This is a genomic window from Mycobacterium sp. P4_H6, from assembly GCF_056400845.1.
Genome location: NZ_JBFUKN010000002.1, coordinates 22,714 through 47,671 on the forward strand (window position 1 = coordinate 22,714; position 24,958 = coordinate 47,671).

Here is a 24,958-nt window from a genome sequence, read left to right on the forward strand (position 1 = left end):
GCGAATCTCTCTGGGTGAGTGCGAGTCTCGGGCGCTCGGCCTACCAGGTCTTCGTCACGGTGGACGGCGTGCCGGTGACGACGCCGTTGACCGTCACGTAGTAGCCGTCGGAGACGGTGAGCCGGCTGCCGCCCCACAGCGTGCTGGTGGCCAGGCCCCGTCCGCCGAAGGTGAAGCTCGACCCGTTGTGGCTGAACGTCAGGCTGTCGCCGTCATTGTCGTCGACGTTGATGAAGCTGACGTTTCCGAACGCCTTGCTGCCGCCGGAGATGGTCGGGGTGCTGTTGATCGCGTAGATCGACACCGACACCGAGTAGCTGGTGCTACCGCCGAACCCGTCCACCGCCGTGGCCGAGAAGGTATCGGCGACCGCACTGCCCGTCGCACCGATCTTGGCCGCCCCGTGGTAGTACGAGAAGCCCTCGTCGATGGTGTAGGTGAAGGTGCCGTTGGCGTTGATCACCACGGTGCCGCCGTTGGCCGTGGCGAACGAGCCCGACACGAAGGTCACGGTGTCTGTATCGGCGTCGGTGGCCTTGAGTGTGCCGGTGGTGGTCTGCTTCAGGGTGCCGATGCCGAGGATCCTGTTGTCATCGATCGACGAGCCGGTGAAGACCGTCGTGCCGGCCACCGGGGCGGCGTTGCTCACCGTCGGGGTGACGTTCACCGTCGCGATGATCACCGAGTTGCCGTCGGCGTCGGTGGCCCGGATCGTGAACGTGTCAGCGGGCGTCTGGAAGTGACCGGACACGGTCCGGGTGTAGGTGAAGGCACCGGAGGCGGTCACCGTCACCGTGCCCTTGCTCCCCTGACCGCCCACGCTGTAGGTGAGTCCGGTATTGCCGGCCGTATTCAACTGGCCGGTCACCACATTGACCGTCGAGGTGTTCACATTGGTGGTCGGCGACGGCGTGCTGAGCCCGGTCAGGCTGATGGTGGCCGTCGAGACGCCGCCGTGGCCGTCGATGACCTGTACCTGGAACGAATCCGTGGCCTTGCCCGCGGTCGGGATGTAGGTGAACGAGGTGCCGCTGAACCGGATGATGCCGCCGTTGGAGGTGGCTGCGGTGCCGTTGGTCCCGCCGACCAGGGTGTAGGTCAGCGCGTCGTCGTCTCCATCGGAGCCGCTGAGAGTGCCTCGCACCACACCGAGGGCGTCGGTGGTCTTGCCGCCCACCGACACGCTCGAGGACGGGGTGGAGTTCAGCTTCTCGACCGGAACCGATACCACGATCGTCGAGCTGGCGCCGAGGGCATCCGTCACCGTGATGGTGAACGTGTCGGCCACCGCCAACCCGGTTGCGCCGTTGGCGGCCGCTGCATGGAAGTAACTGCTCGACTTGGTGATGGTGTAGGTGAAGGTTCCGTCCGAGTAGAACGACACCGATCCTCCGTTGGCGGTCCCGTAGAGCGCCGGAATGATCGACCCGCCCGGGTAGCTGATCGCGTCACCGTCCGCATCGAACGCGGTGACCTTGCCCTTGCCGCTCTGGGTCCGGATCCCGAGGAACTCGCCACCCAACGAGGATTCGGTGATCGTAGTGGTGCCTGCGGTGGGCGCCGCGTTGCTGAGCGTCGGGTTCACGGTCACGGAAGCAACGACGATGCTGACGCCACCGACACTGCCGACGATCTGGAACGTATCGGTAGGTCCGCCCGTATGGCCTGACGCGGTCCGGGTGTAGGTGTAGGTGCCGTCGGGGTTGATGGTCACCGTGCCCTTGGTCGGACCGGTTCCCACGCTGTAGGTCAGCACGCCCTGTTCGCTGGAGGTCAGCTGGACACCACCGGTGGTGACGCCATGGCCGCCATTTGTGGTGGTGACGGGCAGATCCAGGTCATGCGTGCTGACGGTCACCAGAGTGCTTGTCTGACCGCCCTTTCCGTCGCTGACGTACACCGTGAAGGAGGAGCCGACGATGGCGCCGAGGATGCCGCTGTTCTGGCCCGGCACATAGGACCACTTGCCGTTGGCGTCCACGGTGACGATGGACCCGTTCGACAGGATCCGGCTGGAGCCTCCGCCGTATCCGGTGACGCTGTAATGCAGCGTGTCGTTGTCGTCATCGTTGGCGGCGACGTTGCCGCTCGCGATGCCCGACCCGCCGACGATCACCGCGCCGTCGAGGCCCTTCGAATTCGGAGCGGAGTTCACCTTCGGCACCACCGACACATTGGCGACGGTGATCTCGACACCGTTGACGACGCCGACGATGGTGAACGAATCGGTCTCGTTCCAGCCCGCCGAGGTGGCCGTGTAGGTGTAGGTGCCGTTGGCGTTGACCGTGACGGTGCCCTTGCTGGGCCCGGCGCCGACCTTGTAGGTCATCAGGCCCTGCTCGCCCGCGGTCAGGCCCAGACCACCGGTGACGGTGCCGTTGCTGCCCGTCTTGGTCACCGGGATGTCGAGGTCATGGGTGTTGACGGTGACCAGCGTGCTGGTCTCGCCGCCCTTGCCGTCGGAGATGTAGACCGTGAACGAGGACGCGAGGATCACGCCCAGCACCCCACTGTTGAGGCCCGGGATGTAGGTCCACTTGCCGTTGGCGTCGACCGTCACGATTGCGCCGTTGGCCAGGGTCTTCGTGGACAGGCCGCCGTGCCCGGTGACGCTGTAGTGCAACGTGTCGCCGTTGGCGTCCGAGGCGCCGATGGTGCCGGTCGCGATGCCGGAACCACCGATGACGGTGGCGCCGTCGAGCAGCGGGGAGGTCGGCGCGGCATTCGATTTCGGCACCACGGAGACCTCGGCCACCGTGATGTGCTGGCCGTTGATGGTGCCGACGATGGTGAACGAATCGGTCTCGTTCCAGCCCGCCGAGGTGGCCGTGTAGGTGTAGGTACCGTCGGCGTTCACGGTGATCGTGCCCTTGGTGGGGCCGGTGCCGACGCTGTAGGTCATCAGGCCCTGCTCACCGGCCGTGAGACCGAGACCGCCGGTGACGGTGCCGTTGTTGACGACCTTGGTGACCGGGAGATCGAGCTCGTGGGTGGTGACGATCACGGGCGTGCTGGTCTGCCCGCCCTTGCCGTCGGTGACGTACACGGTGAACGACGACCCGGTGATGATCGGCGAAAGTCCGCCCAGGTCACCGCTGTTCAGGCCGGGGATGTAGGTCCACTTGCCGGTGGCGTCCACGGTCACGATGGAACCGTTGGACAGCGTGATGGTGGATCCGCCGCCGTAGCCGGTGACGCTGTAGTGCAGGGTGTCGCCGTTCTCGTCGTGCGCGTTGACGTTGCCCGTGGCGATGCCCGAGCCCACGCCGATCGGGATGACCGCGCCACCAACAAGATCCGAGGTCGGTGCGACGTTCGGCTTGGGGACCAGGCTGACGGTGGCGACGGTGATCGACAGGCCGTTGACGGTGCCGATGATGGTGAACGAATCGGTCTCGTTCCAGCCCGCCGTGGTGGCGGTGTAGGTGTAGGTACCGTCAGCGTTGACCGTGACGGTGCCCTTGTTCGGACCGGTGCCGACGCTGTAGGTCAGCAGGCCGACGTTGTCGTTGTCATCGATGTCCACCCCACCCTTGATGACACCGCCGGCATTGCTGGTGACCTTGGGGTCCAGCTTGAGATCGGCGAACACGGTTACCGTGGTGGTGGCGAAACCACCGTTGCCGTCCGACAGTTCGACCTCGAACGAGTCCATTGTGAGGCCCGGCAGCACATCGGTCGACGGCTTGGGGATGAAGGTGAAAGTGCCGTCGGAGTTCAGCAGGACGATGCCGCCCTTTGCGCTGCGTCCCGAGGACAGTCCGCCGCTGAGCGTGTAGGTGATGGTGTCACCGTTGAGGTCGGTTGCGGAAACCTGGCCGCGCACGACGCCGTCGGAATCCGGTGTGGCGACGGTGATCCCACCGACCGGGCCGAGGTTGAACTTCGCGATGGTGACGGTGATCGAGACCTCGACGGTGCCGCCGTGCCCGTCATCGGCGGTCACGGTGAAGGTGTCCGTGCCGCCCTGCGAACGGGCCTGGATCGACGGCAGGTACGTGTAGCCCAGGCCGGTCACCGTGACGATGCCCCCGCGGCTGGTGGTCAGCGCCAGGGGCGAGAAGGTGACCAGATCGTTGTCGTTGTCATCGATGTCGAACCCGCCGGCGATCAGACCGGTCAGCGGATCGGAGATGGCCGGTGGCTTCACGGTGACCGTGGGCGCGTTGTTCGCGCCGACGATGTCGACGGTCACGGTGGTCGGTAGCAGCGTGATGCCGCCGCGACCGTCACTGGCATAGATGGTGACGAGGTCCTTGTTCAGTCCGAGGGCCGCGGCGAGATCGCTCGCCGCAGCGTGGCGGGCCGCCGCATTCGGGGTGTAGGTGAACGTGCCGTCCTCGTTGCGGGTAACGGTGCCGAAGAGCGATGAGGCCGTGTAGGTCAGCGGGTCGCCGTCGGCATCGGTGGCCTGCGCGACGATGGTGACCTTGCCGGTGTTTCCGTCGGTGCCGACCACCGTGGCCTTACCGGGCGGGTTGAAAACGGGCAGGTTGTTGATGCCCAGGCCCGGGTACCGGAACGACACGGTGTAGAACGCGTCGTTGCCTTCCGGGTTGATGGGGTGCTCCAGCATGCCCAGGCTGTCGTTGACCCGGACGGTGAACGTGACGTCGGTGCCGTCGTTCAGGTCGGTCAGCGAGCTGGGGATGAAGCTGAAGGTGCCGTCCGGGCTCATGGTGATCAGGCCGTTGGCGGGCTGGCCGTTCAGATCGACCGAATAGACCAGCAGGTCGCCATCCGGGTCGATGCTCTTGAGCTTCCAGGTCAGCGGCAGCGGGCCGGCGGAGACCGTGGGGACACCCGGCAGGTGGTTGGTGGCGAGGCGCTCGTAGCGCGCGTATGCGGCGGTGACGAGCACGAGGGCGCCGAAGGTGAACGGCGTGGGCTGGCCCTGCCAGTAGGACGACTGCAACCCGGCCAGCAGCGTCATCACATAGCCGGCGGCGACCTGGGTGGGACTGAGCAGCGGATCGGCGGCATAGGGCGGGAAGACCTTGTCGACCCAGCTGGCGAGGCCGTTGATGATGCCCATCAGGGGCGCGAAGGCCGGAATCACCGGCGGCTTGGGCACGATGTCGAGATTGATGTCGAGCAGGGCCGAGGCGAGTGCGGTGGGTGTCGGCGACGGGTCGGAACCCTTGAGCGAGAGCGACGAGGCCGAGTGATCGGAGGACGGAATCTCGATCACGTCCACGACCGGGGTCGTTTCGGGGGTTGCTGGGGTCTCGATGACCTCGGGCTCGACGGTCGCGGGATCCGTCACCGGAGGCTCGGGGGTTTCGGGGTCGACCGGGGGCTCGACGATCTCGGTGCCGGTGGTGCCGGGGCCGGTTTCGACGACCGGCGGCGCTTCTTCTCCGGCGCCGGCGCCGTCGCCTTCGTCGGTCGTGGTGTCGGTGACCGGACCGGTCTCGGTGCCCTCACCCTCGGTGTCCTCGCCGGCGCCCTCACCGCCGAGGACGGCTTCGTCTTCGTCTTCTTCGACAGCCGCGTCTTCTTCGACAGCCGCCGCCTGGGTACGCAGCGGAGTCCCGTTACCGGCGCTGGTCTTTCCGACCTTCGCGGTCTTGGGTCCGGTCTTCACCCCGCTGGTGTCGGACGCGCTGCTCTTGTCCGTCGAGGGGCCGGTCGACGGACCATCGGAGGTGTCAGCGGTCGCGATGGCCGGTGCGGCGGTGACCGCCAGGCCGAGGAATGCGGCAACGGCGAATTCACCGGTGCGGATCCGCTTCTTCGCTGACTTCTTCCGATGGGTCGCCATTTCACTCCTCAGCGTTCAACCGCCCTGCCGTGGCATCCGTTGCCGTGACCGAGCGCACAGTCCTATTGACTGCGCCGTAAGTTAACACGACCGTCAATAACTAGAAAGCACAAACTGAGGAAATCCTGAGGTGATTTCGTCGGGTGTCCGCCGATTAGCTGACACCAGATCACCAGGCGTTACCGGCGCCGGTACGCAAGCAGACCACACACGTGCGACCAAGCGCGTCCGCCAGCAACGATGCAGTACCGCAAACACCACGGTCACAGCAGTCCCACGACATTTCCGTCGATCGTCGAGGTCGATGCGGCGATGCCGCAATGACAAATTCGCCACCGCCGTCACCTGCATCGATGGCGGCGCCCGCGAGGACCGCAGCGCCACCGACGCGACGACAGACCCTTAGCGGAACCCGGTTCCGGTGACGGAGTTCCACCGCGGGCGCGAAACACGCAAATACTTCCGCAATCAAGTGACTGCGACCGACATTTCCGTCGGACCGAGCTCACCGGATGCTGCGCGCCGACCGCTGCCCGAAGCCCGGAATCGACCCGGCCGGCGGGGCGACACGCCGAGGGCCCCACCCGTTGCTGACTGCCCGGGGAGCAAAGATCAAATGATCGACCGGCTCAGCGATCGCGGTCGGCCATCAACCGTTCGACATATTTCGCGATGACATCCACCTCGAGGTTCACCGGGGTGCCGACCGGGGCGCCGCCCAGAGTCGTCAGTGACAGCGTGGTCGGGATCAAGGAGACCTCGAACCAGTCCTCCCCCAGTCCGGAGACCGTAAGGGAGATGCCGTCGACGGTGATCGAGCCCTTTTCCACCACATAACGGGCCAGTTCGCCGGGCAGCGAGATACGGACCACTTCCCAGTTCTCCGACGGGGTTCGGGCGACCACCTCGCCGGTGCCGTCCACGTGGCCCTGCACGATGTGGCCGCCGAGACGGCTGTTGATCGCCGCGGCGCGCTCCAGATTGACCTGGCTGCCGACATTCACCGCGCGCAGGCTGGACCTGTTGAGGGTCTCGGCCATCACATCGGCGGTGAACGCACCGTCCGGGCGCACCTCCACCACCGTCAGACAGACACCGTTGACCGCAATCGAGTCGCCGTGACCTGCATCGGAGGTGACCACCGGCCCGCGGATCACAAAACGCGCAGCATCCGCGAGGTCCTCTTTGCCGACGATTTCTCCGAGCTCTTCCACGATTCCGGTGAACATGTCTCAAGATTAGTGATGCGGTCGCCCCGTCCACGTAGCTCGGGGGCCACTCGGGGAGACCCACTACGATGCAGATCATGCAGACGCGCCCCCGTGCAGTCCGGATCCTCCTCCCCCTCTTCGCCATCCTGATGGCGGCAGCAGCGCTCGTCGGCTGCGGGTCGAAGACCAATGACGCCCCGCTCCCCGAAGCGGCCACGCTGATCACCGAATCCGCCGAGACCACCCGCAGCCAGCAGAGCGTGCACCTCGAACTGACCGTCGGCGGTGAGATCAAGGAACTGCCCATCGCCAGCCTCAGCGGCGATCTGACCAACGCCCCCGTGGTGGCGGCCCAGGGCGACGCCGACATCATCTTCCTCGGCCAGAAGCTGACCGATGTCGCCTTCGTCGTCGCCGACGGCGATCTGTACGGCGCCATCACCAAGGGCGGCAACATGCAGAACTTCGGGCCGGCCGCCGATATCTATGACATCTCGGCGATCCTGAACCCGGACACCGGCTTGGCCAACATCCTGGCCAGCTTCTCCGACCCCAAGGCCGAGGGCCGCGAGGCCATCGGCGGCTCGGACGCGGTGAAGATCACCGGCACCGTCAGCGCCGACGCGGTCAACAAGATCGCTCCGCAGCTCAAGCAGGCCGCTCCGGCCCCGGCCACCGCCTGGATCCGTGAGGACGGCGACCACCAGTTGGCTCAGGTGCAGATCGCGCCGTCGGCCGGCAACACGATCACGATGACCCTCACCGACTGGGGCAAGGCCGTCACCGTCACGAAGCCCGGTAGCTGATGACGGCGGCCAACAGCCACCGGGCGGCCGGCTCGGCGGGCACCAACCGCCGCCTCGCAATCAGTGCGGGTGGCCTGGCGGTCACCCTCGGTGCTCTCGACACCTATGTCGTGATCACCATCATGACCGACATCATGCGAGACGTCGGCATCCCCATCAACCAGATCCAGCAGGTCACGCCAATCGTGACCAGCTATCTGCTCGGCTACATCGCGGCCATGCCACTGTTGGGCAAGGCCTCAGACCGGTTCGGCCGCAAAGTGATTCTGCAGATCGGACTGCTCGGCTTCATGGCCGGATCGGTGGTCACCGCCCTGGCCGGCGACCTGACCACGCTGGTCATCGGTCGCACCATCCTGGGCATCGCCAGTGGCGCCCTGCTGCCGGTCACCCTGGCACTGGCGGCCGACCTCTGGTCGGCACGCGGCCGGGCCACCGTGCTCGGCGGCATCGGTGCGGCCCAGGAACTCGGCAGCGTGCTGGGACCGCTCTACGGCATCGCCGTCGTGTGGGCGCTGAGCACCTGGCGCGACATCTTCTGGATCAACATCCCGATGGCCGCGGCCGCGATGGTCATGATCCATTTCAGCGTGCCGTCCCGGGATCGCGATCAACCGCAGCAGAAGGTGGACGTCGTCGGCGGCCTGCTGCTGGCCATCGCGCTCGGCGCCGCAGTCGTCGGCCTGTACAACCCGGCACCGGATGGCAAGAATCTGCTGCCCAGCTACGGGATCCCGCTGCTGATCGTGGCGGTGGTCACCATGGTCGGCTTCTTCGTCTGGGAAAAGAAAGCCACCACCCGGCTCCTGGAGCCGGCCGGAGTGAAGTTCCGGCCCTTCCTGGCCGCGCTCGGCGCCTCGCTCACTGCGGGCGCCGCACTGATGGTGACGCTGGTCAACGTGGAACTGTTCGGGCAGGGCGTGCTCGGCATGGACAAGAACGAAGCTGTCGTGCTGCTGCTGCGCTTCCTCATCGCGCTGCCCATCGGTGCACTGCTCGGCGGCTGGCTGGCCACCCGCATCGGTGATCGGCCCATCGCGGTGACCGGTCTGCTGATCGCCGCGTTCGGCTACTGGCTGATCTCGCACTGGGATGTCAACGTGCTCTCCGCGCGTCACGATCTCGGGCTCTTCACGCTGCCGACCTTCGACACCGACCTGGCCCTCGCCGGCTTCGGACTGGGACTGGTGATCGGCCCGCTGACCTCCGCGGCGCTGCGGGTGGTGCCGTCCGCCGAACACGGCATCGCCTCGGCCTCGGTGGTCGTCTCCCGGATGATCGGCATGCTCATCGGTATGGCCGCGTTGTCGGCCTGGGGTCTGTACCGCTTCAACCAGATTCTGCAGTCGCTGCCCGTCGTCGACACCGGCAATCTGCTGGACGCAGGCAGGCAGCTGCTGGAGAACACCCGGATCGCCTACACCATGCAGTACGGCGAGATCTTCGCCATCACCGCGGTGGTGTGTGTCGTCGGCGCCCTGTCGTCGCTGCTGATCAGCGACCGTGACCACCACGACGAGCAGGACGAAGAGACCATCCCGGCCGCGGAAGACCAAGACAGTTCGGCGTTTCCGACGCCGCCGTCGTCCTGACCACACTGGGGTGACCCCGTGACCGGGCGCGTCCGGGTGGCCACCCTCGACACGGTGCACAGCCGGCGGCGGTCGGCCGTCGTGGTGGGACCGCTGAGGATTCCGTCGCATCACCAGCTGACCTCGCGTCTGGACGCGATGACCGCTGCGGGCCCCGTCGCCCGGCTGTGCCTGGAACCGTCGGCGGCACACACCCGCTGGAGCCGCGTGACCGAGGGCCGCACCCCCCGGGTGTATGCGGTTGCGCCGCTGGACGATCCGGCCCCGCCCCTGGGGCTGCTGCAGACCGTCCGGGAACTCGATGACCGCGGGCTCACGGTGGCCACCGCAGGCGACTGGCTGGCGATTGACTTCAGCCACGGTCTGGGCGAGATCCCGCTCATCCACACGCTGCTCGACGTGCTGTTCGGTATCACCGACGCTCGCGATCCCGAGACCTGGCGACGGTATGCGCGCACCCGCTCACCCCTGGGCGTCGCGGCGGCGGCGACGTTCGGCGCCAACCCGGTGCGACTGGCGAAACTCCTGACAGCGCAACGAGACCGGAGCGCCCCGGCTCGGCACAGCCCCGCGCCGTCGGGACCCGGCATGCCGTTCACCGCTGCGCCGACCACCCGGGTGATCGGGCTGAGAGCCGATGAGGTCGCCGAGTTGCGTGCCCGCCGGGACCGGAAACTGCCCGGGGTGAGCATGGTGGCGCTGTTCACCTGCGCGCTGTGGTCGTCGTTCGAGCGGGCCGGTATCGCGGTGGACGATGCGGTGAAGGTCCCGTTCGACGTGCGGCGCTACCTTCCCGGCGGCCGGGACACGCTGGCATCCTTCTCGGCCGGCCTCGATTTCGTCATCGACCGCGCCGGCGGCCCGGCACGCCTGCAGCACGAGATGACCCGGGCCGCGCGGACCGGCCGGCCGGTGGCGAATCTGTTGGTGGGCACCGCAAAGGCCCGCGGTCGCGGCCGGATCGATCACCTCACGACCGCTGTCCCGGCCGCACCGAGACTGCATCTGCTGCATTCGAACCTGGGCTCCCCGCAATGGAACGGGCCCTGGCCGTTCACCTCTGCCGAGCACGCCTGCATGCTGGTGGCCAACGACCCCGCGGCCGCCACCGGGGTGACGGTGACCTCGGTGGCGGTGGCCGAGAACCTGTGGTTCACCGCTGAATTTCACCGCTCGGTGTTCGATCCGGATGCGATCAGCGCAGGCCTTGGACTGCTCCCCCGGACCGTGGCCGACCTGCTGTCCTCCGGTTAGCCCGCCCGACGCATCGGCGACGAACGGCGGCCCTGCCGGCGTCCCTGCCACAGGGCCCACGGCCCGCCCAGCACGGACAGCACCTCGGTGCGTCCGACCGACCTGGGGATGCTGTCGACGAGATCGGCCGGGGGCACCATGACCGCGCCGTACCCGGCACCCGCCCGCAACGAGGACCGGAACTGCTTGCGCGCCACCCGGAAGGCCAGCCGCCGGTGGTGACGATCGAGTGCCACCTTGGTCAGCCAGGCACCGAGACCCAGTCCGTAACCGCGGGCCTGGATGAGCAGCGCCGCGCCGTCACTGCGGTGGCGGTGCCACACGATCGCGGCCGGCTCGTTGACCAGGGTGTGCCCGGCCGCCACCAAGCGGAAGAACATGTCGATGTCCTCACCGCCCTTGGTGGAGGTGCCGGCGCCCAGCGCCTCATCGAAGCCGCCCATGGCGGTGGCGGCGCTGCGTGAGATGGCGAAGTTCGCACCGGTGCCGTAGATCCCCACCTGAAAAGGGAACAGCGGCAGATCCGTCGGCGGCTCGGCCAGCGAGTAGATACGCGGCGCCAGCGTGGACGCCCAGGACACCCGCTGGTCGAAGTAGGCCTGCGCCGCTGTGCGCAGTTCGCCGCTGGGCACCATCCCGCAGACACAGGACACATTGTCGGCACGATCGAATCCGCGGGCCAGCCCGTGCAGCCAGTGCGGGTCGACCACGACGTCGTCATCGGTGAAAGCAACGATGTCGTGGCGGGCTGCCCGCAGTCCGGCATTACGCGCATTCGACAGTCCGGCAACCGGTTCCACGACCCGCCTGATCCGTGGGTCGGCCGCGGCGGCGACCACGCGTTCGGTGGCATCGGTGGTGGGGGCATTGTCGACCACCACGATCTCGAAGTCCGGGTAGTCGACGGTGCGCAGCGAGGCGAGCGCACCGGTCAGGTCATCGGGGCGTTCCCGGGTGCACAGCACGACCGAGATCGGCGGCAGCGGGCTCTCCCGGGGTGCACCCGGGCACCCGAACTGTTCCGGAATGGTCAGCGTGACCGCGCCGTCGACGATATCGGCTTCGACGAAGTCGATGGGACCCGATCCATTACGCAAAAGTATGCGCGCCCTGCGGTATTCGTCCGGGCGGGTGATCGTGACGGTCACCTGGCCATCGTGGTCGCCGACCGTGTCGATGTCGAGGTGCCCGATCCAGCGTGCGTGCCCACCGTCGGGGCTGCCGACGGATGTCATTGCGGGGTCGATCGTCAGCTTGGCGGTCATAGTTCGGTGACCCTCACCCAGTCGACGAGCATGGTGGACGGATACGGGGTGGACTCGTCGGCAGGTCCGGGCCAGTTCCCGCCGACCGCCAGGTTGAGCAGGAGCTGGAACGGTGCGTCGAAAACCCACGTCGCGCCCTCCGCCAGGTTCAGCGGTGTGACGGTGAGCAGGGTGACATCGTCGACACCGGTCACGATGCGGCCCGGTGTGCGTTCGACCCAGTAGGTGCGGAACACACCGGCCAGCGGGAACGGCACCGGTCCCGCCGCCGACATCTGTCGGCCGCGTTCGGTTCCGGCTTGCGGAGCGTGCACGGCCGAATGCCATTCCGTGGCGTGGTTGAGGGTCTCGATCACGTCGATCTCGCCGGCGGCCGGCCACCCGACCTCATCGAGGTTGGCGCCGAGCAGCCAGAAAGCCGGGTGCAGACCGGTTCCGGCCGGCAGCGAGATGCGGGCCTCGGCACGGCCGTAGGTGAAGGCGAAGGTGTTGTCGGTGCTGATCCGCGACGAGGTGATCTGGCCGTTGGCATCTCGTCGCGCGGTGAGGGCCAGGTGGCCGTTGCCGTCCAAGCCGACGTTGTCGGGATGGTCGGTGTAGACCTGCGATTCGTTGTTGCCCCAGCCCCCGCCGCCGGTGGCCACCTGCCAGATACCGTCGGGCGGGCTGCCTGCGGGCCCGTCGAACTCGGCGTCCAACAGCACCCGGGGTTGTCCGGAGGCCGTTCCGGTCAGCGCACAGGAGCAGACCAGCATGCCGCCAAGGAGCAGCACCCCCAGTCGCAGGGCTCTCACACCGTCACCTCATCGTCGGCAGCGATGGGCGCGGGCACGCTCGGACGCGCCCAGCCCAGCACGAGAACCGACACCAGCACCGGGTAGATCGCCAGCATGCCGGTCGCGACCGTGTCCATCGCGGATGCGTGGCCGCTCACCGAGACCAGGTAGCCGACGAGCGCGGTCAGGCCGGCGCCGGTGAGCAGCAATCGCAACGGCGCAGGCAATTTTGTGCCGGTACCGATCAGGAAGATACCCGCGGCGCCGAGCAGCTTGAACGCCGAATCGAGGCTGGTGCGTGTCACGTGGTCGGCGACGATGCCGGTGAGTGCCAGGGCGACGCCGGCCGCCGCGAGCAGCGTTGCGGGCGCGCCGGCGATCAGGCGCTGGGCACCCAGCGCCGCCGCGGTCACCGCGACGGCCAACCCGGTCAGCACGACCGCCACCGGCATGATCGGTGGGAGCAGCCACTCGGCGATGAAGTAGATCAGGATGACCGCAGCGGCCGCGCCGGCGATCCGGGGGTGGAGCAGTGCGTTCATCGATGGCGTTCCTGACGTGCGGTGAGCACCATACCGGTCGCGAATCCGGTTGCGGTGTAGAGGAATCCCGCGATCAGTGCGATGAGCCTGCGCGGATTACGGCGGGCCTGCCAGGCACCCGAGGTGAGTATCCGGGTGGTGTAACTACGTTCGCTGGACAGCGCGGCCTGCCGGCCGGAGATCCGGGTCAGCGCGGCCTTGGACCGGCCCTCGTGATAGCAGCGGCTGGTGAAATAGCGCAGGGTGGCCCGAACGGAGGGAACATGATGGGAAACACGGAATGCGGTGTGCCGGACGATCCGCTGTTCGGGGAATTCGGCGCGCAACTGGACGCCCATCAGCGTCTCCTCGCATCCGGACGGGAGCTCGCCCACCCGGCCGAGCTTCGTGGAGAAGCCGTTGATGTGGTTGAGAGCGGCGCGCCGGACGGCCATGGCCGCGCCGATCGGATTGCGGATCTGATCGCCGCAGGCCGGCAACCCCCGGTAATCGCACCCGACGACCCAGCCGTACTCCTGGGGGAACCAGTCCGGTGCCGACCCGACCTCCCAGTCGGCGTCGACCGCACCGCCGATCGCGACGATCGACGGATCGTCGAACGCCTGCCGCGCGCCGTCGAGTGCACCCGGGGTGAGCACCGCGTCATCGTCGACGAACACCACGACCTCATTGCCCGCACGCCCTACCCCGGTGTTGCGGGCACCGGACAGTCCACGTTCAAAGGTGTTCGGAATGAGGATGATCGACTCCGGTAGTGCGGTCGACAGATCGTCGCGCAGCTCGTCGTTGTGGTCGACGACGACAATGATCTCTTCCCCGTTGCCGGCGACCTGGTTCAGCGCCGATTCGACGACACGCAGCACCTGCGCCCGCCGCGCCGCGGTGTAGCAACACACCACGACCGACAGCCGGGTCGCGGTGACCGGCAGGGTGTCAGCCACCGTCCGACTCTCCTTCGGCCGCGTTGTCGTGGTTGACACTGCGGAACACCAGCGTGGCGCCGTCCTCGTAGAACACCGACCAGTTCGGCGAGCTGCGGACCGCGTCCTGCAGGATCTCGATCGCCTCGGGACGGTAGTCGCCGTAGTACCGCAGGGCCTTGTTCGACTGCTCGCTGAACATCAGGTACGCCATGTACGCCTCTCGGGTGGCGTTGTCGTTGAGCATGTCGATGTCGTTGTCGGCGGGGAAGTTCTTCTTGCGCTCCGCGAGATTCGGGTCCTGACCGTCCCACAGGTCGTAGGCGATCGTCTCGTCGAAGTACGGGTTGAAATACACCACGTCGGCGTAGTCGGCGTTCAGCCGGGTGGGCATCCCGCCGAGACGCATCATCACCAGGCGGGTGCGCAGATCCGCGTCGGTGGTGATCGAGTTCATCAGGTCAACCTGGGCGCGGGTTTCCAGCACCATCGGCCACAGCGCGACGTAGCCGTGCAGGCCGGCCAGTGACACCCCGCTCAGTCCGAGCACCGCGATCACCCGGGTGACGGCGGCGCGCGGGCCGACCCGATTCCGGTCCACGCCGGCCACCACCGCGGGTGCGATCAGAATCGCGCAACCGAGCAGGGCGTACAGATACACCCGGAAGATCGCCTCACCGCCGTAGTTCTGTCCCAGCAGCAGACCGAACGACGAGAACGCCACGATGGACAGGCCGATCATCGGACGCTTGCGCCGCCACAACCAGATCGCGCTGCAGAAGGCCGTGGCCACCACCGTCAGGGACAACGCGCGCACCACTGCCGAGGTGAAATCCTTGGCGGGCATACCGGAACTCACCACGTTGCTGGTGGCGTTGCTCACCACGCTGCTGCCGGAGAACACACCGTAGGGCAACACCGCCTCCAGGTTGAGCAACAGATAGCTGCCGACGATCGTCACCATGACCACCGAGATCCACCAGGGCCGGGCACGCCTGAACACGCACAGCAGGCACGCCACCGCGACCGCCCAGAACGGGGTCAGCTGGTGGGTGGGCACCGTCGCGGCGAACACCACGATGGCCAGCACACCGCTGGCACGGCTGCGTGGTGATGCCAGCAGCAGCACGATCATGCCGAAAGCCAGCGCCAACGACCATGCCTGCGGCGAAAAGTAGTCCTGGCCCACCCAGTTGAACACCTCGGCCAGGAAGGCCGCCGTGATCGCGGTGCGCCGCGAGCGTCCGAGGACCCGCGCCGCGCAGTACACGGCAAGTGCGATGAGCACGTGGATGACCGGAGCGAAGACATGGGCGATGGTCATCGGGGCGATGCCGGTGACGTCACTGAACCAGGCGAACATCACGAAGAAGGCCGACCATTGGGCGTAGATGTCGGTGCCGTCCGGCGCGATGCGGCCGTTCACCAGGATGTAGTCGACCACCGCGAGATGCTTGTAGGTCCAGTCATAGAGCGGGACCTCGGTGGCCACCACGGTGGTGACCCGGGAGACGATGATCGCCGCCCCGACCGCGACCGCCGCCGGAATCAGCCGGCGGTCACGCACCGCCACCAGTAACGCCCACGCGCACAGCACGATGCACACCGCCAGCAACGGGCCCGTCCCGGAGAACAGCAGGCCGTAGTAGCTGGCCTCCACCCCGGGCAGTCCGGGCACGGCGGCCAGCCAGATCGCCAGGGCCACCACGCTCAGCAGCAGCGAAAGGTGTTTGCGGACAACAGACTCGCCGGCCGGCCCCGCAGCGGCGACCAGCCGCCACCGCACCCGGCGCATGGCAGTCAGCGGCGTATCGCGGTTGCGGTGGTACCAGTAGGCGCTACTGCCGCACACCGCGACGATCTGCACCCACAGGATCTCGGGCGGGCTCCACCGGTATGACCACATCGCCGCCATCGCCACCAACGTGGTGATGGCCGCCCCCAGCAACGGCACCGTGGACAACAGGGCCCGCCGCGGGATACGCACCCAGGTGAGCACCGCCGCACCGGGACCGGCGGCGATGAACACCATCAGCCCCAGCGCGCGCACCCCGTCCGGAAGACCGGTCAGCGCGAGCACGCCGGCGAGCGCGCCGACGACCGCGAGATCGGCCTGCCGCAACCGCAGCACCGGCACCCGGTACCGGACGGGCTGAGCCGCGGTCTCGGAAGCGATATCGCCGACGGTCGGCTCGAGCGTCGCGGTCATGGCCGGAACCGCCTGTCGTTCATCGTGTTTGCCCGACGAGCTCACGCATGCCGCCGTCCCGGACCGGTGCCGTCACGAATCCCGCGGTCCCGACGGTGATGACGACGACCAGAATTCCGTAGATGCACAGCCGCTGGGCCCCACCGGGGCCGAAGATGTCCTGCCCACCCGCGTACACGAGGTATCCGAACAGTCCGGTCAGGCCGGCGACCACCGCGATGCCGCGGCGCTCCCCCGACATCTCGGCCGGCGAGGTCACCGCGATCAACAGCGCGCTCACCGATCCCAGCGTCATGAACACCACCGTGGCGGTGATGTTCCAGGCGTAGCTCACGTTCTGGGTGATCACGCCACCGGCGGCCAGGGCCAGTCCCGACACCAGCAGCAGCAGGGCGGTGGCGCGGTCGGCGAGACGTTGTGCGAACAGGCCGGCCGCGACGAACGCGATGGCCAAACCCGTTGCCACCAAGCCGACATTCATCACCCGGTACAACTCGCTGCACGGCCAGTTGCCCACCGGTCCGCAGAACGCGATTCCCAGCGGCCCGACCAGATCGTCGCGGTAGCCGTAGAGACCGCGCCACGAAGCCGAAACCACCCACTCGGCGGCGAAGTACACCAGCGGTACCAGCGATACCCACCCGGTGAGCCGGGCTGGAACTAACGGACGCACGTATCTCACCATCCTCCGATGCGGAGGCTTTCCCTGATCACCAAGAGTCGACTCACAAAACGCATTGCTCGCCATCCGGGCGACGGAAAAACCATCAGCGCAACGCAGTTCGACTCGACTGCACCGGAGATTAGCAACACGTGACGCCGTTTGGGCGGCTACCTCTACCAGTATGATGCGCATCACTGATTTGGGTAGGCTAACCAATTCTGCGCCGAGTCAGTATTCTCCTTTTCGGCGGCACTCCCCGCCCTCTCACACCTCCCGCTAGGACCACACCCCCATGCCGACCACTGGCAGCCCCGACGCCCTGCGCACGCAGCAAAAACCCACTCTGGCTGACGAACTGGGGGCGCCGGTCGCYGCGGTGACCGGTTCCGGCGGCGACCCCGTGCTGCCACGAAATCCGGGCCCACACGACAAGGGCGGCGGTCTCGGTATCGACATCGTCGCAGTGATGACGTCGAGTGCAGCGACCGGAATCCTGGGCTTCGTCTTCTGGACGGTGGCAGCGCGCGGCTATGACACCGCGGAGGTCGGCCGCGCCTCGGCCATCATCTCCTCGGCGACCCTGATCGCCATCCTCGCCAACTTCAGCCTCGGCAGCCTCTACGAGCGGTTCCTGCCCCTGGCAGGGGCACGCACCCAGCGCTTGGTGCACGAGGGCACCGCGTTCGTCGCCTGCGCCGCGCTGCTGTTCGGAGTCATCTTCATCGGTGTGGGGCCGCGGACACAGCTCTTCCCGAATTGGGTTGAGATGCTGCTCTTCCCGCTGTTCGTCGCGGTCCTGGCGATCTACGCGCTGCAGGATCAGATCCTGATCGGGTTGAGCCGGGCGCGCACGATCGCGATCAAGAACATCAGTCAGTCCACGGTAAAGCTGATTGTCGTCGCCGCGCTCATCCCGCTGGCGACCGGCGCCGCGATCGTCTGGTCCTGGGTGCTGCCGGCGGCCGCCATCACGGCCATCATCGCGGTGGTCATCATCCGCCGCGAGACCGGCACCCGGACCGGGACGCCGAACCTGCCGGCCCGCCGCGAGCTGTTCACCTTCTTCGCCAGCTCCTATGCCATCAACGCCATCAACGTCATCGTCCCGCTCCTGGTGCCGCTCATCGTCGTCGCACAACTGGGCACCGAGATGAACGCCTACTTCTCGATGTGCTGGTTGGTGGTCAACACCCTCGGCGCCCTGATCGTCGCGACCTCGGCCCCGTTCATCGCCGCGGCGTCGACGCCCGGAGCCGATGTGCGGGCCTGCACCAAGCGATTCGTCCTGCTGTGTGGCGGATCTGCGGTGGCGGGCTGTGTGACGCTGATGGTGGTGGCGCCGTTCATCCTGGGCATCCTGGGTCCGCGGTACGCGGAGAACGGGACCACGCTGATCAGGATCATGGCGCTGGTGCTGCCCGCCGTCGCGCTGACCACGATCTACACCGCGCTGGCGCGCCTGCAACGCACACTGCGGCTGGCCGTCATCTCGCAGGTGCTGCTGGGTGTGCTGGTGGTCGTCGGCGTCATTCTCACCACGCCGCGCTGGGGTATCAACGCGGTCGGATACACCTACGTCGCCGGCGAGCTGCTCATCACGCTGGTCGTCCTGCTCCCCACCGTGGCGCTGCTGCGCAAGGTTGCGGCGACCCCGCGCGGGCAAACCCTCGACAGTCCGGTGCGGGCCGTCGTCCGGCCCGATCTCTCGCATGTAGCTCCGATCGAATTCGATTCGGTGAGCCAGCGTTTCGAGCAGATCGCCGAGCAGAAGCACAACCAGGTGGCGCTGCGCACCGAGCACGGATCGATCACCTACGGTGCGCTGCGATCGGCCGCCGCGGCGTGGACGTCGGCGCTGCGTGCGCGTGACGAGGCCGGGTCCGCCCTGGCCATGGTGGGCGATCTGAACCCGCACACCACCGCGGTGGTCCTCGGCAGTTTCGCCGCCGGCGCACCGCTGGTCCCGCTGGATCCCGCACTGCCGCAGGACCGGATGACGCACATCTTCGACGCGCTGCGGGAGCAGGGCTACCGACTCGACACCATCGTCATGGACGACGCCGGCAACCCGCTGGGACACGAACTCGGCAAGGACCACACGGTGTGGCCGGCCGCCAGGCCGCCGCAACCGACCGGACCGTCCACAGCCGCGCCTGTCCTCGGCAGGCAGACGGTGACCAGCATCCAGTTCACCTCCGGATCCTCCGGTGAGCCCAAGGCCGTGCTGCATGTGCACGGAACCTGGTTGAGCGACTGGATTCTGCATCGCGACCGGTTCGGCATCGTCGAGGACAGCAAGGTCGCACTGTGCATGCCGGTGAGTTTCGCGGCCGGGCTCAACGTGCTGGTGGGGGCATTGCTGTCGGGTGCCGAGATCATCGCCATCGATCCCCGCAACTGCACCCCCGAAGCCGCGATCGACCGGCTCGCCGACACCGATATCGTGATGTGCACGCCGTCTTTCCTGCAGTCGCTGACCGAGGCCGCCGGCGATCGCGTCCTGCACCGAGTGCAGCGCATCGTCACCACCGGGGAACCCATCTACAGCAACGTGATCCGCCGGGCCCGCGAGCTCGCGCCCCATGCCGGGCTCACCAACTGGGCGGGCTCGTCGGAGACACTGGGCATCGCGCACTTCGACATCTGGCCGGGCGACGAGATCCCGGCCGGTGTCATCCCGGCCGGCGTCGCGGTACCGCACAAGCAACTCGGCATCGACGATCACGGCCAGTTGACGGTCACCTCGCCGTACCTGGCCGCCGGCTACCTCAAACCCGACAGCGCCTCCACGACCTTTACCGAGAACCCGGACGGCAGCCGCACATTCGTCACCAACGACCGCGCCCGCATCACCGATGACGGCGTGCTCGTGGTGCTCGGGCGGGTGGATGCCGCGGTGAAGATCCGCGGGTACCTGGTCGAACCGGCCGAGGTCGAGGCCGCGCTCCTCGACTGCCCCGGGATCCGGGAGGCGCTGGTGGTCGCCGACCAACTCGCCGAGACACCGGTACTGACCGCGTATGTGGCGCCCGATCCCGAGATCCGCAGCCCCGCGGTGGCCGACGTGCGTGCCCAGTTGCACACCAGGCTGCCCGCCTGGATGGTTCCGACGAATGTCGTGATGCTGGAGGCCCTGCCCCGCAACGAACGCGGAAAGGTCGACCGCAGAGCACTGCCCGCGCCGACCCGCGGGCCGATCGTGCCCGCCGCACCCGGTCTGGAGACCGAGGTCGCCACCGCGTGGTCGGATGTCCTGCGCCTGAGTCAGGTCGGACGCGACGAGAATTTCTATGCGCTGGGCGGGGATTCGCTGAACGTCCAGCAGATGATCAGCCTGGTCGGCGAGCAGCACGGCGTGCGGCTGGCATCCTCGGACCTGGCGGTCGCACCGACCGTCGCGCAGTTCACCGAGGTCGTGGCGGGACGTTTGGCCGGCGATGCCGTCGGCCGGGACAAGCGGATCGCGCCGACAACGGTGCTGCTGCGCCCCCCGACCGACAGCACCCGAAAGATCTTGTTCTGCTTCGCGGGTGCGGGCGCCTCGGCACTGTCGTTCGTACCGCTGACCGACCGTCTGGACCGGGACACCGCCGTCGTCGCCTTCCAGGCGCAGGGGCTGGAGAACCGGGCGTTCCCCGACTGGACGATCGGTCGCGCGGCCCGGCGCCATCTGCGGGATCTGTTGGCGCTGCAGCCGACAGGGCCCTACACCCTGGCCGGGCACTCCCTGGGCGCTTTCATCGCGATCGACATCGCGAACCGGCTGAGGGCGCTGGGCCAGGAGGTGGAACTGGTCACCCTGCTCGATCCCTTCCTGCCGCCTCGTACGGTCCGCGCCGCACGGCGTGACCTGCCCAATGTCGGATCGACACTGCTGGAGCAGCCGCCGGCGGCCGCGGCCGTGCTGTGGCGTCAGCGGCTGTGGCTGCCGATGGCCGGCATCGTCGACGGCACACCCGAGGAGAAGGTCGCCGCGCTACGGGAGGTCGGTGTCCGGGTGGGCCGACTGCACCGGCCGAAGCTGTATCCGGGCCGAACTCTGCTGGTGCTCAGCAGCTTCAACCGCGATGACGACCGGGTGTGGCCGCAGGTGCTCACCGGCGCACTCACGGTTCAGCGGATCAACTGTGACCACGATTCGGTGGTGCGTGAACCGCATGTCGGCCGGGTTGTCGACATGATCGCCGCGGAGCAGAACCAGCTCTGACCGCTGAGGGCTCCCCCGGGCGCACTGCCCCCGAAACGACGTACGGCCCCCTCCTGAGAGGGGGCCGTACTGCGATCAGCGGAGATCAGTCGCTGCTGCTGCTTCCGGAGTTGCCCGAGGAGCTGCTGCTGGACTTGCTGTCCGAGCTGGTGCTGCTCGACGAGCTGTCGGCCTTCTTGTCCGACTTGGCGTCAGCCTTCTCAGCCTTCTCAGCCTTCTCGGCCTTGTCGGCCTTCTCAGCCTTGTCGGCCTTCGCATCGGGCGTGCTGTCCGAAGCGGCGTCATCCTTGGCATCCGCCTTGGTGTCCGTCTTGGCGTCGGTCTTGGCGTCCGGGGTCTCCGTGGCGGCCTCGTCGGCTGCTGCCTCGGGGGCCGTCTCGGTGACGACCGGATCGACCGCGGTCTCGGCCGGGGCCTCGACGACCGTCTCGACCTCGTCCTCGGTGACGACGTCCTCGGTGACGACGTCCTCGGAAACTGCGGTCTCCTCGGTGGTTTCGGCCGATTCCTCGGTCTCGGTACTCACTGCCACCGACTCGACCGGGGTGGCCCCGCCGGCGGCCGTCTCGACGCTCAGCGTCACCAGATCGGAATCGGCGACCGTATCGGTCGACGACACCTTGGCCAGCGCCGCGGTGGGCTCCTGAACCGTCTGAGTGGTCGTCTTCGGGATGAGCCCCAGCGCCTTGGCGATCAGCGTCGGGTACTGCACGAAGAACGAGTCGATCGGCCCGCCGGGGGTCAGGAACCCGGGGAAGACCGACCACTCCGGCGCAATGCTCGGGGTGTATCCATTGAGGAACGCGCCCAACACCTTCACCGGCAGGTTGATCATGTGACTGAGTGCGGTCACCACGTCACCGGCCTGGGTCGCCACCTGGATCTCGTCGAGGCTGTCGGTGAACCGGAAGATGGCGCTGACGAACGGAACCAGGATGGCGTGCGGGTAGCCGGCCAGCGTGGTGTCACCGACGAGCAGAGCGTCCAGGATGGCGCCGATGGCCGGGCCGCCGACGTCACGGGCGACCTGGCCCGGGACCGCGAAGCTCGGGTACAGCGGCCAGCCGGCCGCGCCCAGACCGAAGATGAACCAGTCGTTGATATGAGCGAAGGCCTCGGTGAAATGTCCGGCCAGCAGTTCGGCCTGCGCACGCTCCATCACCCCGGGGAGCAGCTCGGTATGCGCCGCCCAACCCGCCTGCGACTGCTCATAACCCAGCCGCAGGGTCTCCTGATGCTCCGCCAACCGGTCCTGCAGCTGCTGCGCCACGGTCTCCGGCCGGAACAGGATGACCGAGAGCTCGCGCTGCAGTTCCTTGTTACCCAGGATCGCCGACAGGTTGGGGATCAGGGTGGCATTGATCTCGCCACCGCGGGCACTCAGATTCTTGAACGTGTTCGAGACCGTGCCGGCCAGCACCGCGAACGGGTTCTCGAAGGCAACGAGATCCACCGCGCGCTGCTGGGCGATTTCCAGTGCCGGCAGATTGGATGCGACGGGCGAAACGGCGATGACCGACGCTCCCGTCATCGCTACCGAGGCGAGTAGCAACCTCTTCTTGAGAGGTGCGGATGACGAAGGTGCAGACCAGAAGTCGCGCCCCGAGTCCGCGTGAACAGCGAGTGACACGGTTCTCCTAAATTAACTTGAGGGGTGATTAGCCATATGTGGCTGTCGCGAATGTTATTGCAGCGCAGAGCAGGTGACAATACCTACCCCTGCGCACGCGTCGCTTTGCTGAAATTTTTTTCAGGAAGCGGTATTACGCACGCCGAAGACACGCCTCGCGGTAGTTCCGAACGGACGCGTTTCTACCCGGCGGCGGCCGATAGGGCCAAATAACGCTGCAACGCAGCGTGTTTCGCACAATGTCCGGCAAACTCCGGACAGTGTCAGTGAGTGATCGTCACCGCGCTGAACTGTTCCAGCACGGCACAGTCGAAGAGCATCAGGGTTTCGTCCCGGATGAGGGTGTCCATCTTCTTGCCCGCGACCGCTTCATAGAGCGGGGCAAGGCCGCCCGACCCCGGCAGCATCCAGTCGTGGGGCTCGATCATGATGCACGCGAAGGACGCCACGGCCCCCGGGGAGGCCTGGCAGACCTCGGATTCCGCGCCCTCGATGTCGAGCTTCACGATGAACGGTGCGGCGTCCGGGATCTCGGCGATCAGCGTCTCGAGCGTCACCGAGGGCGTCGTCCCGACATCGGTCACCCGGTTGGCCCAGGAGCCCTCGTCCCGCGTTGTCAGATCGACACCGTCCTCGTGGCTCCACACCGCCGCGTGAACGGGCCTGATCCTGGGGTTGCCTGCACAGTTGCGTTCGATGAGATCGACGCAGTGGCGGTCCGGCTCCACCGCGAGGATGACGGCGTCCGGGAAGTGCTCGGCCAGATACAACGCGGAGTAGCCGACATTCGCGCCGGCATCGATGATCAGCGGGACCTGTCCGGCCTGCCGCATCTGTGCCGCCACGGCGTTCAGCCGCTCCATCCAGAACGGGTGTGCGTCATACTCGCGCTCGGTGAAGATCTGGGCGAGCACGAACGGGTCACTGTCCAGCGGGCGAACCGTCAGCCGATGCGCACCGCAGGTGACCGCAACGGGTTTGGCCATGCCGAGTGAGCGTCGCGCCACGAGATTCAGCGCGGACAGGGTGCCGATGCTCTGCGCGAGCGACAGCGTGTGCCCTAGCTTTTCACGGAATTTCGTCATCGCGATGTCGCCGGCGCTTTTGCCGGCGCGGTGGCAGAACGATGCAGTCGACGTTCGCGACCTATCGTGCGCAGCACCCGCAGACCGTCGGTCACCGCATTGAGGTTGCTGCGCCCGTAGATGCGCTTTCCCTCGAAACTGCTGACCTCTTTGATCTTCAGTCCGTTGCGGGCGACGCGGACGTTGATGACGGTCTCGATCTCGAACCCGTCACCCCATTGCGCTTCCTGGACATCCGTGCGGGGCAGATCGAGCACCGTGAGGTGCTCGCGCCAGAAAGCGTTGTACCCGTAGCAAAGATCGGTGAACTTCGTGGCAAACAGCTGGTTCACCAGCCAGTTGAGACCCTTGTTCCCGAGCCGCCGCAGCTGGGTGATGTCATCGCTGCCACCGGAGCTCGTGAAGCGGCTGCCTTTCGCGAAGTCGGCGCCGGACACAAGTGCCGCAACGAAATCCGGGATCTCGGCCGGGTCGGTGGACCCGTCGGCGTCGATCATCACCACGATGTCGCACGTGCTCACCTCGAAGGCGCATGCCAGTGCATTGCCCTTGCCGCGTCGCGACTGGTTGATGATCAGCGCATCCGGCCACAATTGGCGGGCAACCTCGATCGTGTTGTCGACCGATGAACCGTCGACGACGACGATCTGGTCGACCGGGGGCATCCGTTTTGCGACATAGGGCAGGTTCCGCGCCTCGTTGCGGGTCGGGATCACGACGGTCACGGTCGGCCGAGCCGTACCCTCCACCGCGCCACCCATATCCGTTTCGCGCACACAATCACAGTTCTCGCGATGATCAATCTGTTTGCTGGCAATGGCGTCGACCACGATGTCGATGGCCTTCGCCATTCGCTCTACACCCGTACCCTCCACGGTATCTGTCAAGGGAGTCATTACCTTTCATGGCTGGAAGGCACCGGGTATGCGATCGCGGACATGCGTCCACGTGCGGCCTGCCGCTGGTGAATTTGGTTGCGAGAATTACATTAGCGAGAATTCACAGATAATTGTCAGCTACATCGAAGGATATG

Annotated in this window: 16 protein-coding genes; 5 read left to right on the forward strand and 11 right to left on the reverse strand. The window is 67.1% G+C overall.

Annotated features, from left to right (window positions below):
- Window positions 1-40: 40 nt before the first annotated feature.
- Window positions 41-5,764, reverse strand: a complete 5,724-nt coding sequence (locus AC1DTF_RS01070) for an Ig-like domain-containing protein (protein ID WP_477472701.1) — start codon at window positions 5,762-5,764, stop codon at window positions 41-43.
- 629 nt (window positions 5,765-6,393) lie between these two features.
- Entirely contained in the window at window positions 6,394-6,993 is a 600-nt protein-coding gene (locus AC1DTF_RS01075) for a riboflavin synthase (protein ID WP_477472702.1), read from the reverse strand.
- A gap of 77 nt (window positions 6,994-7,070) precedes the next feature.
- Between AC1DTF_RS01075 and AC1DTF_RS01080 the strand changes: the two genes are divergently transcribed.
- Genes AC1DTF_RS01080 through AC1DTF_RS01090 form a run of 3 tightly spaced genes read left to right on the forward strand, consistent with a single transcriptional unit; the run spans window position 7,071 to window position 10,627 of the window.
- Window positions 7,071-7,781, forward strand: coding sequence for an LppX_LprAFG lipoprotein (locus tag AC1DTF_RS01080; RefSeq protein ID WP_477472703.1), 711 nt, complete (start codon window positions 7,071-7,073; stop codon window positions 7,779-7,781).
- Window positions 7,781-9,373, forward strand: coding sequence for an MFS transporter (locus AC1DTF_RS01085; protein WP_477472704.1), 1,593 nt, complete (start codon window positions 7,781-7,783; stop codon window positions 9,371-9,373). Before AC1DTF_RS01080 ends, AC1DTF_RS01085 begins: the two co-directional genes overlap by 1 nt.
- Before the next feature lie 18 nt (window positions 9,374-9,391).
- Window positions 9,392-10,627, forward strand: a complete 1,236-nt coding sequence (locus AC1DTF_RS01090) for a hypothetical protein (protein WP_477472705.1) — start codon at window positions 9,392-9,394, stop codon at window positions 10,625-10,627.
- Here the strand turns inward: AC1DTF_RS01090 and AC1DTF_RS01095 are convergent.
- From AC1DTF_RS01095 to AC1DTF_RS01120, 6 genes are read right to left on the reverse strand one after another with little or no spacing between them, the layout of a single operon-like run.
- Complete coding sequence (locus tag AC1DTF_RS01095; protein WP_477472706.1) at window positions 10,624-11,892, reverse strand: glycosyltransferase family 2 protein; 1,269 nt, start codon at window positions 11,890-11,892, stop codon at window positions 10,624-10,626. The two genes, AC1DTF_RS01090 and AC1DTF_RS01095, sit on opposite strands and share 4 nt — an antisense overlap.
- The gene (locus tag AC1DTF_RS01100) at window positions 11,889-12,647 is read right to left on the reverse strand and encodes a glycoside hydrolase family 16 protein (RefSeq protein WP_477472803.1); all 759 of its coding nucleotides are present in this window, start codon (window positions 12,645-12,647) and stop codon (window positions 11,889-11,891) included. The genes AC1DTF_RS01095 and AC1DTF_RS01100 overlap by 4 nt, the downstream gene beginning before the upstream one ends.
- Before the next feature lie 35 nt (window positions 12,648-12,682).
- The gene (locus AC1DTF_RS01105; RefSeq protein WP_477472707.1) at window positions 12,683-13,210 is read right to left on the reverse strand and encodes a hypothetical protein; all 528 of its coding nucleotides are present in this window, start codon (window positions 13,208-13,210) and stop codon (window positions 12,683-12,685) included.
- Window positions 13,207-14,151, reverse strand: coding sequence for a glycosyltransferase family 2 protein (locus tag AC1DTF_RS01110; RefSeq protein WP_477472708.1), 945 nt, complete (start codon window positions 14,149-14,151; stop codon window positions 13,207-13,209). The genes AC1DTF_RS01105 and AC1DTF_RS01110 overlap by 4 nt, the downstream gene beginning before the upstream one ends.
- Entirely contained in the window at window positions 14,144-16,339 is a 2,196-nt protein-coding gene (locus AC1DTF_RS01115; protein WP_477472709.1) for a hypothetical protein, read from the reverse strand. Before AC1DTF_RS01115 ends, AC1DTF_RS01110 begins: the two co-directional genes overlap by 8 nt.
- A 19-nt stretch (window positions 16,340-16,358) precedes the next feature.
- On the reverse strand, window positions 16,359-17,012 hold the full coding sequence (locus tag AC1DTF_RS01120) for a hypothetical protein (RefSeq protein ID WP_477472710.1): 654 nt from the start codon (window positions 17,010-17,012) through the stop codon (window positions 16,359-16,361).
- 283 nt (window positions 17,013-17,295) lie between these two features.
- On the opposite strand from AC1DTF_RS01120, the gene AC1DTF_RS01125 reads away from it, so the two are divergent.
- The gene (locus AC1DTF_RS01125) at window positions 17,296-21,210 is read left to right on the forward strand and encodes an alpha/beta fold hydrolase (RefSeq protein WP_477472711.1); all 3,915 of its coding nucleotides are present in this window, start codon (window positions 17,296-17,298) and stop codon (window positions 21,208-21,210) included.
- A gap of 85 nt (window positions 21,211-21,295) precedes the next feature.
- Here the strand turns inward: AC1DTF_RS01125 and AC1DTF_RS01130 are convergent, their stop codons facing one another.
- The 3 genes from AC1DTF_RS01130 to AC1DTF_RS01140 form a co-directional block, all read right to left on the reverse strand.
- The gene (locus AC1DTF_RS01130) at window positions 21,296-22,741 is read right to left on the reverse strand and encodes a hypothetical protein (RefSeq protein WP_477472712.1); all 1,446 of its coding nucleotides are present in this window, start codon (window positions 22,739-22,741) and stop codon (window positions 21,296-21,298) included.
- A gap of 362 nt (window positions 22,742-23,103) precedes the next feature.
- A complete protein-coding gene (locus tag AC1DTF_RS01135) occupies window positions 23,104-23,925 on the reverse strand; it encodes an FkbM family methyltransferase (RefSeq protein WP_477472713.1) in 822 nt (273 codons plus the stop codon).
- A complete protein-coding gene (locus tag AC1DTF_RS01140) occupies window positions 23,922-24,686 on the reverse strand; it encodes a glycosyltransferase family 2 protein (RefSeq protein ID WP_477472804.1) in 765 nt (254 codons plus the stop codon). The genes AC1DTF_RS01135 and AC1DTF_RS01140 overlap by 4 nt, the downstream gene beginning before the upstream one ends.
- A 33-nt stretch (window positions 24,687-24,719) precedes the next feature.
- On the opposite strand from AC1DTF_RS01140, the gene AC1DTF_RS01145 reads away from it, so the two are divergent.
- Complete coding sequence (locus AC1DTF_RS01145; RefSeq protein WP_477472714.1) at window positions 24,720-24,893, forward strand: hypothetical protein; 174 nt, start codon at window positions 24,720-24,722, stop codon at window positions 24,891-24,893.
- Window positions 24,894-24,958 lie beyond the last annotated feature (65 nt).

What these genes read in the sequence shown, in the direction of transcription:
- AC1DTF_RS01070 (WP_477472701.1), bottom strand. Translation starts at nt 5,764, where the DNA reads ATGGCGACCCATCGGAAGAAGTCAGCGAAGAAGCGGATCCGCACCGGT.
- AC1DTF_RS01075 (WP_477472702.1), bottom strand. Translation starts at nt 6,993, where the DNA reads ATGTTCACCGGAATCGTGGAAGAGCTCGGAGAAATCGTCGGCAAAGAG.
- AC1DTF_RS01080 (WP_477472703.1), top strand. Translation starts at nt 7,071, where the DNA reads ATGCAGACGCGCCCCCGTGCAGTCCGGATCCTCCTCCCCCTCTTCGCC.
- AC1DTF_RS01085 (WP_477472704.1), top strand. Translation starts at nt 7,781, where the DNA reads ATGACGGCGGCCAACAGCCACCGGGCGGCCGGCTCGGCGGGCACCAAC.
- AC1DTF_RS01095 (WP_477472706.1), bottom strand. Translation starts at nt 11,892, where the DNA reads ATGACCGCCAAGCTGACGATCGACCCCGCAATGACATCCGTCGGCAGC.
- AC1DTF_RS01100 (WP_477472803.1), bottom strand. Translation starts at nt 12,647, where the DNA reads ATGCTGGTCTGCTCCTGTGCGCTGACCGGAACGGCCTCCGGACAACCC.
- AC1DTF_RS01105 (WP_477472707.1), bottom strand. Translation starts at nt 13,210, where the DNA reads ATGAACGCACTGCTCCACCCCCGGATCGCCGGCGCGGCCGCTGCGGTC.
- AC1DTF_RS01115 (WP_477472709.1), bottom strand. Translation starts at nt 16,339, where the DNA reads ATGACCGCGACGCTCGAGCCGACCGTCGGCGATATCGCTTCCGAGACC.
- AC1DTF_RS01130 (WP_477472712.1), bottom strand. Translation starts at nt 22,741, where the DNA reads ATGACGGGAGCGTCGGTCATCGCCGTTTCGCCCGTCGCATCCAATCTG.
- AC1DTF_RS01135 (WP_477472713.1), bottom strand. Translation starts at nt 23,925, where the DNA reads ATGACGAAATTCCGTGAAAAGCTAGGGCACACGCTGTCGCTCGCGCAG.
- AC1DTF_RS01140 (WP_477472804.1), bottom strand. Translation starts at nt 24,686, where the DNA reads ATGGGTGGCGCGGTGGAGGGTACGGCTCGGCCGACCGTGACCGTCGTG.
- AC1DTF_RS01145 (WP_477472714.1), top strand. Translation starts at nt 24,720, where the DNA reads ATGATCAATCTGTTTGCTGGCAATGGCGTCGACCACGATGTCGATGGC.